The 12,864-nt window shown below is 71.0% G+C and carries 15 protein-coding genes; 3 read left to right on the top strand and 12 right to left on the bottom strand.

Annotated features, from left to right (window positions below; translation table 11 throughout):
• Positions 1–4: 4 nt before the first annotated feature.
• From deoC to AC0HS0_RS15190, 8 genes are all read right to left on the bottom strand, one after another.
• Positions 5–1,045, bottom strand: a complete 1,041-nt coding sequence (gene deoC, locus AC0HS0_RS15155) for a deoxyribose-phosphate aldolase (protein ID WP_472964881.1) — start codon at positions 1,043–1,045, stop codon at positions 5–7.
• On the bottom strand, positions 1,042–2,016 hold the full coding sequence (locus tag AC0HS0_RS15160) for a sugar-binding transcriptional regulator (RefSeq protein WP_472964883.1): 975 nt from the start codon (positions 2,014–2,016) through the stop codon (positions 1,042–1,044). The genes deoC and AC0HS0_RS15160 overlap by 4 nt, the downstream gene beginning before the upstream one ends.
• 65 nt (positions 2,017–2,081) lie before the next feature.
• Positions 2,082–3,314: an MFS transporter gene (locus AC0HS0_RS15165; protein ID WP_472964884.1), complete on the bottom strand. Its 1,233-nt coding sequence runs from the start codon at positions 3,312–3,314 to the stop codon at positions 2,082–2,084.
• Positions 3,311–4,255 (bottom strand): bifunctional riboflavin kinase/FAD synthetase, encoded by a 945-nt coding sequence (locus AC0HS0_RS15170; RefSeq protein ID WP_472964886.1) that lies wholly within the window; start codon positions 4,253–4,255, stop codon positions 3,311–3,313. Before AC0HS0_RS15170 ends, AC0HS0_RS15165 begins: the two co-directional genes overlap by 4 nt.
• The gene (locus AC0HS0_RS15175) at positions 4,252–4,764 is read right to left on the bottom strand and encodes a hypothetical protein (RefSeq protein WP_472964887.1); all 513 of its coding nucleotides are present in this window, start codon (positions 4,762–4,764) and stop codon (positions 4,252–4,254) included. Before AC0HS0_RS15175 ends, AC0HS0_RS15170 begins: the two co-directional genes overlap by 4 nt.
• 57 nt (positions 4,765–4,821) lie before the next feature.
• A complete protein-coding gene (locus AC0HS0_RS15180) occupies positions 4,822–5,190 on the bottom strand; it encodes a hypothetical protein (protein ID WP_472964888.1) in 369 nt (122 codons plus the stop codon).
• Positions 5,187–6,110, bottom strand: coding sequence for a tRNA pseudouridine(55) synthase TruB (truB, locus tag AC0HS0_RS15185; RefSeq protein WP_472964889.1), 924 nt, complete (start codon positions 6,108–6,110; stop codon positions 5,187–5,189). Before truB ends, AC0HS0_RS15180 begins: the two co-directional genes overlap by 4 nt.
• Positions 6,107–6,745: a TetR/AcrR family transcriptional regulator gene (locus AC0HS0_RS15190; RefSeq protein ID WP_472964890.1), complete on the bottom strand. Its 639-nt coding sequence runs from the start codon at positions 6,743–6,745 to the stop codon at positions 6,107–6,109. Before AC0HS0_RS15190 ends, truB begins: the two co-directional genes overlap by 4 nt.
• A 91-nt stretch (positions 6,746–6,836) precedes the next feature.
• On the opposite strand from AC0HS0_RS15190, the gene AC0HS0_RS15195 reads away from it, so the two are divergent.
• Both AC0HS0_RS15195 and AC0HS0_RS15200 read left to right on the top strand, forming a co-directional pair.
• Positions 6,837–8,354 (top strand): DHA2 family efflux MFS transporter permease subunit, encoded by a 1,518-nt coding sequence (locus AC0HS0_RS15195; RefSeq protein ID WP_472964891.1) that lies wholly within the window; start codon positions 6,837–6,839, stop codon positions 8,352–8,354.
• A gap of 98 nt (positions 8,355–8,452) precedes the next feature.
• Positions 8,453–9,454 carry a ketopantoate reductase family protein gene (locus AC0HS0_RS15200; RefSeq protein ID WP_472964893.1) on the top strand — a complete coding sequence of 334 codons (1,002 nt, stop codon included), beginning with the start codon at positions 8,453–8,455 and terminating at the stop codon, positions 9,452–9,454.
• A 24-nt stretch (positions 9,455–9,478) separates the two neighbouring features.
• On the opposite strand, the gene AC0HS0_RS15205 is transcribed toward AC0HS0_RS15200, so the two are convergent.
• Complete coding sequence (locus tag AC0HS0_RS15205) at positions 9,479–10,069, bottom strand: nucleoside/nucleotide kinase family protein (RefSeq protein WP_472964894.1); 591 nt, start codon at positions 10,067–10,069, stop codon at positions 9,479–9,481.
• A gap of 51 nt (positions 10,070–10,120) precedes the next feature.
• On the opposite strand from AC0HS0_RS15205, the gene AC0HS0_RS15210 reads away from it, so the two are divergent.
• Positions 10,121–10,993 (top strand): HhH-GPD family protein, encoded by an 873-nt coding sequence (locus AC0HS0_RS15210; protein ID WP_472964895.1) that lies wholly within the window; start codon positions 10,121–10,123, stop codon positions 10,991–10,993.
• 10 nt (positions 10,994–11,003) lie between these two features.
• Here AC0HS0_RS15210 and AC0HS0_RS15215 read toward each other — a convergent pair whose 3' ends face one another.
• The 3 genes from AC0HS0_RS15215 to rbfA form a co-directional block, all read right to left on the bottom strand.
• A complete protein-coding gene (locus tag AC0HS0_RS15215; protein ID WP_472964897.1) occupies positions 11,004–11,294 on the bottom strand; it encodes a YciI family protein in 291 nt (96 codons plus the stop codon).
• Positions 11,295–11,298: 4 nt separating this feature from the next.
• The gene (locus AC0HS0_RS15220; RefSeq protein WP_472964898.1) at positions 11,299–12,264 is read right to left on the bottom strand and encodes a class I SAM-dependent methyltransferase; all 966 of its coding nucleotides are present in this window, start codon (positions 12,262–12,264) and stop codon (positions 11,299–11,301) included.
• Positions 12,265–12,378: 114 nt separating this feature from the next.
• The gene (rbfA, locus tag AC0HS0_RS15225) at positions 12,379–12,816 is read right to left on the bottom strand and encodes a 30S ribosome-binding factor RbfA (RefSeq protein ID WP_472964899.1); all 438 of its coding nucleotides are present in this window, start codon (positions 12,814–12,816) and stop codon (positions 12,379–12,381) included.
• Positions 12,817–12,864: the final 48 nt, after the last annotated feature.

Below are 12,864 nucleotides of genomic sequence, written 5' to 3' on the forward strand. Positions count from 1 at the left end.
CGTCTCAGTCGATCGTCACGTAGTCGGCGCCGGAGTAGTGGCCGGTGCGCAGCTTCTGGCGCTGCAGCAGCACATCGTTCAGGAGGCTGGACGCGCCGAACCGGAACAGGTGCGGCTGCAGCCAGCGCTCGCCGACCGTCTCGGCGACGGTGACGAGGTACTTGATGGCGTCCTTGGACGAGCGGATGCCGCCCGCGGGCTTCACGCCGATCTCCTCGCCGGTGAGGTGGTGCCAGTCGCGCACGACCTCCAGCATCAGGAGGGTGACCGGCAGCGTCGCGGCCGGCGAGACCTTGCCCGTCGACGTCTTGATGAAGTCGGCGCCGGCGAGGATGCTCAGCCAGGAGGCCCGGCGGACGTTGTCGTACGTGTTCAGCTCGCCGGTCTCGAGGATCACCTTGAGGTGGGCGTAGCTGCCGTCGTCGCGGCGGCAGGCCTCCTTGACGGCGACGATCTCGTCGAAGACGAGGCCGTAGCGGCCGGAGAGGAACGCGCCGCGGTCGATGACCATGTCGATCTCGTCCGCCCCGGCGGCGACCGCGTCGGCCGTGTCGGCGAGCTTGACCGGGAGGGAGGCGCGACCGCTCGGGAACGCGGTCGCGACGGCCGCGACGTTGATGCCGCCGGCCTGACCCGTCTCGCGGGCGACGCGTCCGGCGTGCGCGGCGCCGAGCGCCTCCACCGCGTACGGGACCATGTCTCCGTACACGCAGACCGCGGCAGGCCGCGGCGCGGTCAGATCGCTCGGGTCGGGCGTGAGCGCCTTCGCGACGAGCGAGCGCACCTTGCCCGGGGTGTCGGCGCCCTCGAGCGTCGTGAGGTCGATGAGCTCGATCACCTTGTCGAGCGCCCAGGCCTTGCTGGTGGTCTTGATGGAGCGGGTGCCGAGTCCGGCAGCGCGCTGCTCCAGCCCGACGGCATCGACGCCGGGGATGCCGCCGAGGTAGCGCCGGAGCGATCCCTCGGTGAGGTCGCCGCCCAGCACCTCCACGGCGCGGGCCGCCGGTGCGAGCGTGCGCACGGGCGGTGTGGTCTCGATGGTCATGTGAGTTCGTTCCTTTCACTCGGCACGGTGCGGCCGAGGAGGTCGTTCGCCGTCGACTCGTCGGTGATGATCGTGGTGCACAGCCCGCTGGCGACCACGGCGTGGGCCACGCGGTGCTTGGCCTCCCCCGCGATCACGGCGATGGAGGTGCGAGCGTTTCGCAGCTCGTCGAGGCTGATCCCGAGCGTGCGGCCGTCGAGCTCGGGATCGGCCACCTGCCCGTCGCCGTCGATGAAGCGACCGACGACATCGCCGACGGCGCCCCTGCCGGCCAGCGCCAGGACGTCGTCCGACGACAGGTAGCCCGAGTCGACGTGCACCGAGCTGGTGTCGACGACGCCCGCGCTGAAGAGGTAGGCGCTGGCGCTGCGGGCCAGCTCGAGCACCGACTGCACCGACCGGTCGGCCTCGATGGCACGGCGCGTCGCCGCGTGCTCGAAGATCGCCGGGCTCGGGAGGAGCGTCGCGGTGCCCTGCGCCTTACGGGCGATCACCACGGCGGTGTCGGCTGCGGCGGTCGCCTGGCGGGTGCTCGACACACTCCCGTTGATCTGCACCGGGTTGACGCCGACGGCCCAGCCCGGTCGCAATCGGGCGGCGACCGCGTGCAGCGTGCGGCCCCAGCTCACGCCGAGCGTGCGCGGCACCGGTCGGAGCGTGGTCAGGTAGTCGGCTGCGGCCTGGGCGACGCGCGCCTGCACGTCGGAGTCGGACTCGGCGGCGGGCACGACGACGGCGTCGTCGAGCCCGTAGAACCCGCACAGCTCACGCTCCAGCGAGAAGCGGCGCGCGCTGGGGTGCACGATCTCGATGCGTACGAAGCCGTGCTCGCGCGCCGCCACCAGCAACCGGCCGACCTTCCAGCGCGAGACGTTGAGGGCGACGCCGATCTCGTCCTGGGTCTTGCCGGCCTCGTAATAGAGTTCTGCGGCTTTGACGGCGAGGATCTCGTCGGTATCGTTCAGGGCCACCCGACCAGCTTAGGACGGCGTGCAACGCTTGCGCACGGCCCGCTCAAATGAGCAGTCGGGTCGCTTCAGCGGTCTTCGAGCGGCACCGGGCGCGCCACGACCGCCCCGGCCGCGGCGGCGGTGAGCGCGGTCGCGGTCAGCACCAGCAGCGGCACCGTCCAGCCCCCGGTCACCTCGTGCAGGACGCCCACGGCCAGTGGTCCGAGCGCTCCCAGGGTGTAGCCCAACCCCTGCGTGAAGCCGCTCAGCGCCACCGAGCCCGCGTGCGTGCGCGTGCGCACGTTGATCAGCACGAGCGACAGCGGGAAGAGCAGCGGCCCGAGGCCCGCGAACGACACCCACAGCCAGGTCGCCGTGCCCGGCGCCAGGATGAGTCCCGCGTAGCCGGCGAGGAAGAACGCGACGCCCGCGTAGACGAGCACGGCGACGTTGCGCATCCGAGCAGCGAGCAGCGGCACCAGCAGCCCCGCTGGGATCCCCATGCCCGCGTAGATCGACAGGAGGGCGCCCGCCTCCGCGGGCGGCGTCCCCGCGACGTCGTGAACGATCTGCGGCAGCCACGCGAACATCGCGTACGCGTTGAGACTCGACACGGCGAACACCACCGCCATCGCCCAGGCGAGGCCCGAGCGCCAGACACGCGCGACCAGCGAATGGTCGGCCTCCTCGACCTCCACGTCGTGCGAAGGATGCGCCGGCCGATGAGTGACGACGATGCGCAGCCAGGGAAGGATGGCGAGCACGCTCATCAGCGCCCACATCCCCACCGAGACATGCCAGCCCGCGGCATCGGCCACCGGCACGGCCACCAGCGGCGGGATCAGCGTGCTCAGCGACATCACGGTCGCATACAGCGCCGTCACGAGGCCGATGCGATCCGGGAAGTAGCGCTTCACCAGCGGGGGCAGGAGGACGTTGCCGACGCCCATGCCCGCGAACGTGACGGCCGAGCCGATCGCGAGCACGGCGAACGAGCCGGCCGTCGCCCGGAGGACGTGGCCGGCCAGCATCACGCCGAGCGCGATCAGCAGCACCGTCTCCAGCGAGAGTTGGCGTGTGAACACCGGCGCGAGGAGCCCGAACAGCGCGAAGCAGACCGGCGGAAGCATCCCGAGCAGGCCGACGCCGACGGCCGACACGGGGAACTCGGCCCGGATCTCCGAGAAGATCGGCGACAGCGCGGCGACCGCGGTGCGGAGGTTGGCCGCGACCAGCAGGATGCCCAGCAGCGCGATCGCACGCCCGTGCCAGAGCGGTCGGGGCGTCTGCCCTGCGGTCGCGGGCCGCTCCGACGTCACGCGCGCTCTGCGGTCAGAATTCGGCGCGCGTCCTCGACGTCGGCCGCGATCTGGGCGATCAACGGCTCGATGCCGGAGTAGGCCACCATGCCGCGGATCCGCTCGGCGAACGCGACATCGACGGTGTGCCCGTAGAGGTCGAGCTCGCGGTCGAGGACGTAGGCCTCCACCTGCTTCTGCGGAACGCCTTCGAAGGTGGGGTTGTTGCCGACCGAGATCGCCGCGGGGTACCGCGTGCCGTCGTCGTCGGTGAGCCAGCCGGCGTACACGCCGTCGGCGGGGATGAGACCTTCGTTCTCGGGAGACAGGTTGGCCGTGGGGAAGCCCAGCTCGCGGCCCCGCGCGGCACCGTGCACGACGACGCCGCGCACGGTCGGCACGGTGCCGAGCAATTCGGCCGCGTGCCCCACATCTCCGTCGGCCAGCAGGTCGCGGATCCAGGTGGACGAGACCCGGCGGCCGTGCTCCGGGCGAACGTCATCGATCAGCTCGACCATGAAGCCGTAACGCTCGCCCAGCGACCTCAGCATCGCGACGTCGCCCGCGCCCTTGGCGCCGAAGCGGAAGTCGCTCCCGACGAGGACCGCGGCCGCGTGCAGGCGGTCCACCAGGATGCGGTGCACGAACTCCTCGGGCGAGAGGTCGGCGAGCGCGCGGTCGAAGGTCACCATCAGCGTCGCGTCGACGCCGGTCTCGGCGAGAAGCTCGAGCTTCTGCCGGTTGCTCACCAGCGACGCCGGGCATTTCTCGGGCGCCAGGAGTTCCAACGGGTTGCGGTCGAAGGTGATGACCGTCGCGGTCAGACCGCGCTCTGCGGCGACGGCGCGCAGGCGCTCGATCACGGCACGGTGGCCGGTGTGCACGCCGTCGAACTTGCCGATCGTGACGGCGCTCGGCCCGAACCCGTCCGGCACTTCCGCGACGGAGTCGAAGACCTTCACGAACGCGGCCCGTCGTCGGTGGCGCCGGAGTGTTCGGAGCCGTCCGGTGCCGGATGGTGCTTCGACAGCCAGAACAGGCCGAGGATCGGCAGCGCGAGCGGGATGAACAGGTAGCCCATCCCGAAGACCGACCAGACCGTCGCGTCGCGCCCGAACGGGTCGATGTCGTGGAGGCCGAGGACCTCCGGCGCGAACAGGCTCAGTGCGCCGATGATGAGCACTCCGGCCAGCTCGAAGCTGATCGTGATCCATGCCACGCGGTACCAGACCGCGCCCGGAGCCACGAGCGCGATCGTAGCGACGATGTAGACCACCGCCGAGAGGGCGGACAGCGAGAACGCCACCGGCGCCTCGTGGAAGCGGTCGATGATCTGGAAGACGCTGCGACCGGTGGCTGCGAGTGCCAGCACGCCGTACACGAACACGAGGACGCGCCCGACGCCGGAGATGCGGCGCCGCGGTCGCTGGCCGTCGGTGCGCTCGCGCGCGGACATGGTGTGGTGTGACATCGCTACCGATTCTATTCGCGCCGTGTCGATGGCGTCGGCCGCCTCTGCCCCGCCCGTTCAGGCGCCCTGGACGAACCAGATCTGCCCCATCCGGTAGACCATGACCGCGATGGCCAGGCACACGCCGCCGAGGATGACGGTGCTCCAGCGATTGCGCTCGATCAAGGCCCAGAACCCTCCGGCAAGCGGGAGGAGCAGGGCTGAGACCAGATAGATGTAGAACTCGGCCAGGCTGCCGGTGGGAGGGTTGCCGGCGAGCGGCGCGATGATGGCCATCACCAGCTGGACGATCAGGAGCAGCTCGACCAGTGCCACTGCCCCCATCGTGAGGTCTCCCGGCACGCGCCCGGCGAGGCCGAGCACCAGGCAGAGCACGCCGGCGATCACGGCGACGCCGACCTGCAGCGCCACGAACCACTCGATCATGCGGAGGCGATCTCGTCGGTGGGGAAGTTCACGAGCGTCCTGGCTTCCTTTCCGCGGAACTCGACGAGTCCCACCAGGGCGCCGCCCGGGGCGATGGCCGCGACCGGTGCGCCCGAATCGCCCTCCCGATCCGCGACGTGGATGCGGCGACCGTGGGTGAGGTCGATCGCCTGCTGGTCGGTCAGCTCCAGCCTCTCGAACAGCTCGGTGGCCGCCTGGGCGGCGGGGATCAGTGCGGCACCGGGATCGAGGCTATCGAGTTCGCCGGCGTCCCGCACATCGAACGGGCCGACGCGCGTGCGCCGCAGGGCCGTCAGATGGCCGCCGACGCCCAGCCCGGCCCCGAGGTCGCGCGCAAGCGACCGGATGTAGGTGCCGGACGAGCAGACGACGCGCACGTCCAGCTCGATCGCGACCGGTGCGTCGTCGCCGGGCAGGCGGCGCGTCTCGAGGAGGTCGAACCGCTCGATCGTGACCGCCCGCGGCCGGAGGACGACCTCCTCCCCCGCCCGTACGCGCGCATACGCCCGCTTGCCGTCGACCTTGATCGCGCTGACCGAGCTCGGAATCTGCTCGATCTCTCCGGTGAGGGCGGCGACCCCGCTCGTGATCGCGTCGTCGGTCACCGCGGCGACCGTGGCCGCATCGGCCTCAGCCGTCACCTCGCCCTCCGCGTCGTCCGTGGTCGTCGTGGCGCCGAGCCGGATGGTCGCCAGGTACTCCTTGTCGGTGCCCACGATGTAGGTGAGCAACCGCGTCGACGAATTGAGGCCGAGGATGAGGAGCCCGGTGGCCATCGGGTCGAGCGTTCCGGCGTGGCCGACCTTGCGGGTGCCCGCCAGCCGGCGCACGCGCGCGACGACGTCGTGGCTCGTCCAGCCTCCCGGCTTGTCGACCAGGATGAGACCGCTGCCGGTCATGCGTTCTCGCCGGCGACGTCGAGGACCAGTTGCAGCTTGGTGCGGAACGTGGACTCGATGATCTCGGTGGCGCAGACATCCTTGCCGTACTCCGCGGGCAGCTTGAGGCCGAGGAGGGTGTTCAGGAGCATGCCCTCGGCGAGGAAGGTGCGCGCCTCGTCGGGCGAGAAGCCGACCTGGTCGCGGACCATCTTGTAGATGGCGAGGAAGCCCTCCCTGGCGCGCTCCCCGATGACGGCGTCGTTGCCCATCCCGAACGCCTGCATCAGCGACAGGAGGATGCCGCGGTCCTCGATGAGATTGACGTACGCGAGCCCGAGCCGGCGGCCGATCTCGTGGTGCTCGCCCACGGCTCCGTTCTCGCCGATCGGCGACCCGTCGGCCTTCCAGCCGTCGATCGTGCTCTGGAAGCTCGCCATCAGCTTGTCGAGCGCGCGCTGCAGCACCTCCACGAAGAGGTTCTCCTTGCTGCCGAACATGCGTACGACGTAGGGCTGGCTGATGCCGGCCGCTTTCGCGATCTGGTCGGTCGTGGCGCCGAAGTAGCCGCGCTCCCCGAAGACGAGGCTCGCCGCACCGAGGATCTGCTCGCGCCGCTCGGCCGAGGGGATCCGTTCACTGATCGCGGAACTCATGGTTGACAGGTTATCAGTCGATTACTAGAGTTCGATGTAATCATTCGATTACTACCGAATTCACCCGATCCTCCAGGAAGCGATGCGTCCCATGACCACTACCCGCTCCGGTACCGCAGGCGCTGCTCTTCGTCCTTTGCGCCGCATCCCCGTCTGGCTCGCGATCGTCGCGGCCTCCCTCCCCATGTTCATGGCGACGCTCGACAACCTCGTCGTCACCAGCGCACTGCCGGTCATCGCCCGCGATCTCAGCGCCTCCATCGAGGAACTGCAGTGGGTGGTCAACGCGTACACGCTCAGCTTCGCGACGCTCATGCTGATGGCCGTCGGCCTCGGCGACCGGCTCGGCCGGCGCTCGGTGTTCCTCGGCGGGATCATCGTGTTCACCCTGGCGAGCGCGGCCAGCGCCTTGGCGACCGAGCCGTGGATGCTCATCGCCGCCCGCGCCGTGCAGGGCGCGGGCGCCGCAGCGCTCCTCCCGCTGTCGCTCACGCTGCTGGCCGGCAGCGTCAGCCAGCGGCTGCGACCGGCCGCGATCGGCATCTGGGGAGGCATCTCGGGCCTCGGCGTCGCCCTCGGCCCGCTGATCGGCGGCGCCGTCGTGCAGGGCTGGAACTGGCAGGCGATCTTCTGGCTCAACGTGCCGCTCGGCGTGATCGCCGTGCCGCTCGTGCTGCTCGCGCTCCCGAACAGCTTCGGCGACCGGGTCCGCGCCGACGTCGTGGGCCTCCTGCTGGCCGCCCCCGGCGTGCTCGGGCTGGTCTACGGGATCGTCCGCGGCAACGACGCGGGCTGGGACAGCGCGGAGGTCCTGTTCTCCCTGATCGCCGGCGGCGCGCTCCTGATCGCGTTCGTGTTCTGGGAGTCGCGCACCTCCGCCCCACTGCTGCCGCTGCGGCTGTTCCGCGACCGGAGCTTCACAGTGGCCAACCTGGTCGGCATGACGTTCAGCTTCGGCATCTTCGGCGCGATCTTCATCCTCATCCAGTTCCTCCAGGTCGTGCAGGGGCACACCCCGCTGGAGGCCGGAGTGATGACGATGCCGTGGACGCTCGCGCCGATGGTCGTGGCGCCGCTCACCGGCCTGGTCTCCGGCCGCACGGGGACGCGCCTCCCGATCGTGATCGGGCTCGTGTTCCTGGCCGGCGCCATGGCCTGGATCGCGGGCACCCTCTCCGCCGACCTGCCGTACTCCCAGATGTGGCCGCCGTTCCTGCTCGCCGGGGTCGGGATGGGCCTGGTCTTCGCGCCGAGCTCGACCGCGGTGCTGGCGAACATGCGCACGGCCGACCACGCCAAGGCGTCGGGCGCCAACTCCACCCTGCGTGAGATCGGCGTCGCCCTCGGCGTGGCCGTGCTCACGGCCGTCTTCACCGGCGCGGGAGGCACGCTGACGCCGACCGGCTACGTCGACGCGGCCATCCCGGCGGTCTGGGTCGGGGCCGGCGCGCTCGCCATCGCCGCGGTGATCGCGCTCGCCCTGCCGAGCCGCCGCCGCGCGGCAGCCCTGGCCGCCGCCGTCACGCACGACGAGGCCGCGGCCGTCGACCTCCCGCCCGCCGCCGCGGCCGAGGCCACTGCCGAACCCACCCCCGTCCTCGCCGACTGACCTCCGCCCATCGGTCCCGACGCGCCGTCACAGCCCACACCGTGACGGCGCGTCCGGACGAACCGTCCCCTGCGACGCCACGGCATAGGCTGGAGCCCGTGCGTATCGGCGTGATCGGAGCAGGAGCCATCGGCGGGACGGTCGCGACGCTGCTCGACCGCGTCGGACATCTCGTGGAGGTCACCGCCCGCGGCGACCACCTCGCGGCGATCCGCGCCGACGGGCTGCGGCTCGACGGCGGCTGGGGCACGCACGCCGCGCGCGTCGCGGCGGCCGAGCGACTGCAGACCCGCCCCGAGCTCGCGTTCCTCTGCACCAAGGCGCAGGACGCCGAAGCAGCCATCCGAGAGAACGCCGAACTCCTCGACGGCATCACCGTCGTCGTCGTGCAGAACGGGCTCGCGGGCCTCCGGCTGGCGACCGAGCTGCTGCCCGGTTCCGACTGCGTCGGCGCGCTCGCGCTCTACGCCGCCAGCTACCTCTCCCCCGGCCGGGTCAGCGTGACGACCACGGCCAACACGTACCTCGGGGCGGGGGACGGCGAGCCGCCGCAGCCGGCCGTGGACGCCGCGCACATCCTCGACGCCGCCATGCCGAGCTTCGCCGTCGACAACTTCATCGGCTGCCAGTGGACGAAGCTCATGGTCAACCAGGTGAACGCGATGCCCGCCATCACCGGGCTGAGTGCGCAGGAGACCCTCGGTAGCGGCACGCTGCGTCCCATCATCACCGCGAGCCTCCAGGAGGCGGTGCGCGTCGGTATCGCCCGCGGCGTCCGGTTCGGCAGCATCCAGGGCCTCGACGACCGCATCCTGCGGTTCGTCGCCTCCGCGCCGCGCTGGATCGCGCAGGCCGTGCCGCTGCTGATGCGCCGACGGATGGGCGCCAGGCCGAACCCCGGCTCGACGCTGCAGAGCATCCGCCGCGGCCAGCCGAGCGAGATCGACTACCTCAACGGCGCGGTCGTCGCAGAGGCCAGGGCGAACGGCGGCGAGGCGCCCGTGAACGCCGCCCTCACTGCGCTCGTGCACGAAGTGGAGGCCACCCAGGCCTTCATCGCGCCAGCGGACGTCGCGCGCCGGCTGCAGCCGTTGCTCTGATCGACCCGCCGCCGGCGCCGCCGATCATGCCTCGTCGGCTCGCGACACGCGAACGGGCGTGAGAGGATCCGAGTCATCGACGAGGATGGTCGCGAAATCGCGCGGCCGCGCGTCCTCCTCGTAGATCGCGCGCTCGGGGGCGTTCACGAGGTGCACCGACGCGTTCCACTCCCGCCGCAGTTCCGGGCGCAGAAGGAACTCGCCGTCGATCACGAGCACCGCGTCAGGGCCGGCGGTCTCCCACCTGCTCCCTGCGGGGACGTCGCGCGCCTCGTCGAACGCCGCCGTCTGGAAACCGGTGCTGCCCGCCATCCGGAACGGGTCGATCAGCACGCGCCGCAGCGTGACGTAGTCGAAGGCGTCGCGGTAGTAGCCCGTCGGCGTCTCCGGGCCGAGCAGCGTGCGATCGGCACGCGAGCGATGGAAGTCGCCAACGGACGCACGATGCGTGTCGGAGCCGGCCTCCCGGAACACCGCGGCGAGGTCGTCGGCGAATGCGGCCGTGCCCCCGCCTCCGTCGACGGCGACGATCACGCGCCCCCGGGAGGCGAGCGAGCGCACCTCCCCGACGATCTCGCGCAGCGCGAGCACCCGCGGAGTCGGAGGCAGCATCATGCGATGAGCATAAGCCGTCAGCGGGCACGGGCGAGCCGGTAGCCTCGAAGCATGCCCGAGACGTTCGCCTCCACGGTGGTGGACTGGTACCGCGCCAATCGGCGCGACCTCCCGTGGCGACGCGACGGGTTCACCGCGTGGGGCACGCTCGTCAGCGAGTTCATGCTGCAGCAGACGCCGGTGTCCCGCGTGATCCCGCGCCTCGAGGAATGGCTGACCCGGTGGCCGACGCCCGCCGATCTGGCGGCCGTGCCGCCCGGAGAGGCGGTGCGCGCCTGGCAGTCGCTCGGCTACCCTCGCCGGGCGCTCTGGCTGCACGCCGCCGCCGTCGCGATCACCGAACGTCATGGCGGTGTCGTGCCCGACGACGTGGAGGCGCTGCTCGCCCTGCCGGGAATCGGCGATTACACCGCCCGAGCCGTGGCCGTCTTCGCCTACGGGGCCCGACATCCCGTCGTCGATACGAACGTCCGCCGCGTCATCGCCCGGGCCGTCGACGGTCAGGGCGAGCCGCCGCCACCGAGTGCCCGGCGTGATCTGGCGGCGATGTCGGCGCTCCTCCCCCACGACCTCCCCGCGGCGGCGGCGTTCAACGCCGGCATGATGGAACTCGGCGCGATCGTCTGCGTGGCCCGGTCGCCCCGCTGCCACGACTGCCCGTTGGCGCAGCGCTGCGCGTGGAGGACGGCGGGCTATCCGGCGTACGAGGGCCCGCGCAAGGCGGTGCAGAAGAAGTACGAGGGAAGCGACCGTCAGGTGCGCGGCCGCATCCTCGGCGAGCTGCGGGCGTCGCACATCCCGGTCACCCCGGCGGAGCTGGAAGCGGTGTGGCCCGACGCCCCGCAGCGGGAGCGCGCGCTGCGCGGGCTCGTGGAGGACGGCCTGGCCGTCGCCGAGGGCGACGGGTACACACTCCCCGGCTGACGCGCCGGAGTCACGCCTCCGCGAACACCGCGGGGTTCCAGTCGAGGATGCGCGAGCGGTACACGAGCCCCTCTGTCCAGAACGGGTCACCGGCGCGGAACCGCTCGGCGGCCTCCCTCGACCGGAAGATCGCCATCGACCCCTGGCTCGCGGGGTCGCCGAACGTGCCGATCATGAGCACGTCGCCGCCCTTCGCGAACTCGTCGAGGTAGGCCTTGTGGCGCGGGTAGGTGTCGACCAGCCGCTGGAAGTGCTCCGGCCCGGCATCGGGGTCGGCGTCGTAGAACGAGACGGCGTACATGACCTCAGCGTACGAAGGTCTCAGCGAACGACGCCAGCAGCTTCTTGCGCGCGGCCGCCGCTCGGGGCCGCTCGCGCAGCTCGCGCAGTTCGGCCCAACCCGGCCAGGCGATCAGCTCGCGGCCGTCGACGGCGTGGGAGCGCTCGATCACGTGGTCCGGGACGTCCTGCGGGTCGGCGGAGGTCAGTGCGGGGAGCAGTTTCTCGTATCGGTCCGCGAGCACCGTCGACGACGGGTCGAGGGAGAGCACGAGCACGACGCCTGTCGGGAAGGTGTTGACCGGAACCACGATCAGGTCGGGGCGCTCCGTTCGCAGCAACTCGACGACCTTGTAGACGTCGCCGGCCCAGGAGTCCGTGTAGCGGTCGCGGGCGGCCTCATGGATCGAGCGCGGCATCATGTCGTCGAGCACGATCGCGCTGAGCGGGCTGACCAGCTTCTCGACGTTGATGAAGTCGCGGTAGGCGAACTCCGCCCAGTGCATCCCGTCGATGAACGCAAGGTCCAGAGGCGTGCCGTCGAGGTGATTCTTGGCCTGCGCGGAGTCGAAGAAGTCGTCACTGGTCTGGCGTGCAAGAAGCAGATCGGAATGCAGCGGGCTCACGATGTGGAAGGCCGGGTCGATACCGATCGTCTTTGTGCGAGAGAGCGTCAGGGAGCGGCCGTCGTCGACACCGATCTCCAGGTATGCGCGCGGCTCGAGGACGCGGTGCAGTCCGGTCAGGAACTCATGGCGGGTGAGCGTCGGCTCCGGGAAACGCGACCCGTCGAACGGGTAGATCCGGTAGCCGTTCGGCGCGAGCGGAAACGGCGCGTCCTCGGTCTCGGCCGCGGCTGCAGGACGCTCGGACGGCGCGATCCAGGAGGCCAGGGAGGCCCGGGCCTTCGATTCGGCGTTCACAAGGCGGTCGACCCGCTCGGAACCGATCACGGGCGAAAGGCTCTTGCGCACACTGTTTCTCACACTCACGAAGCCAGACTAGCGGCACCGTCGAGGGTGCCCCGGCTTCGTTACCCCACCTCCCCGGGACATGAGAATGACCCGGGGGATCACCACCGGGTCATTCTCGTGTCTCGAATCGGGTCAGTCTTCGTCGTCGACGTCCCTCGGCTTGACGTACGGGTCCTCCTCGCCCGCGTAGCTCGCACCGGCGGCCAGACCGGCCACCTCGGTGTCGCGCGCGTGGGCTTGACGCAGGAGGTCCTCGATGTGCGCCGCGTTCTCGGGGATGGCGTCGAGCTGGAACTCCAGCGTCGGCGTCAGCCGGGCGGTGATGTTCTTGCCGACCTCACTGCGAAGCATGCCGGTGGCCGCCTGCAGTGCCGCGGCCGTGTCGGCACGCTCCTGGTCGGTGCCGTACACCGTGTAGAACACGGTGGCGTGCTGGAGGTCGCCCGTCACCTGAACATCGGTGATCGTCACGAAGCCCAGGCGCGGGTCGCGCAGACCGCGATCGAGCCTCTTCGCGATGATGACCTTGATTCTGTCGGCGAGCTTCCTCGCCCGTGCCGGATCGGCCATGTGGCTGTATCTCCTTTCGGGGCGAGGGGGGGGGGGGGGGGGGGGGGG

Source organism: Leifsonia sp. PARNA 1/14 (genome assembly GCF_055720965.1).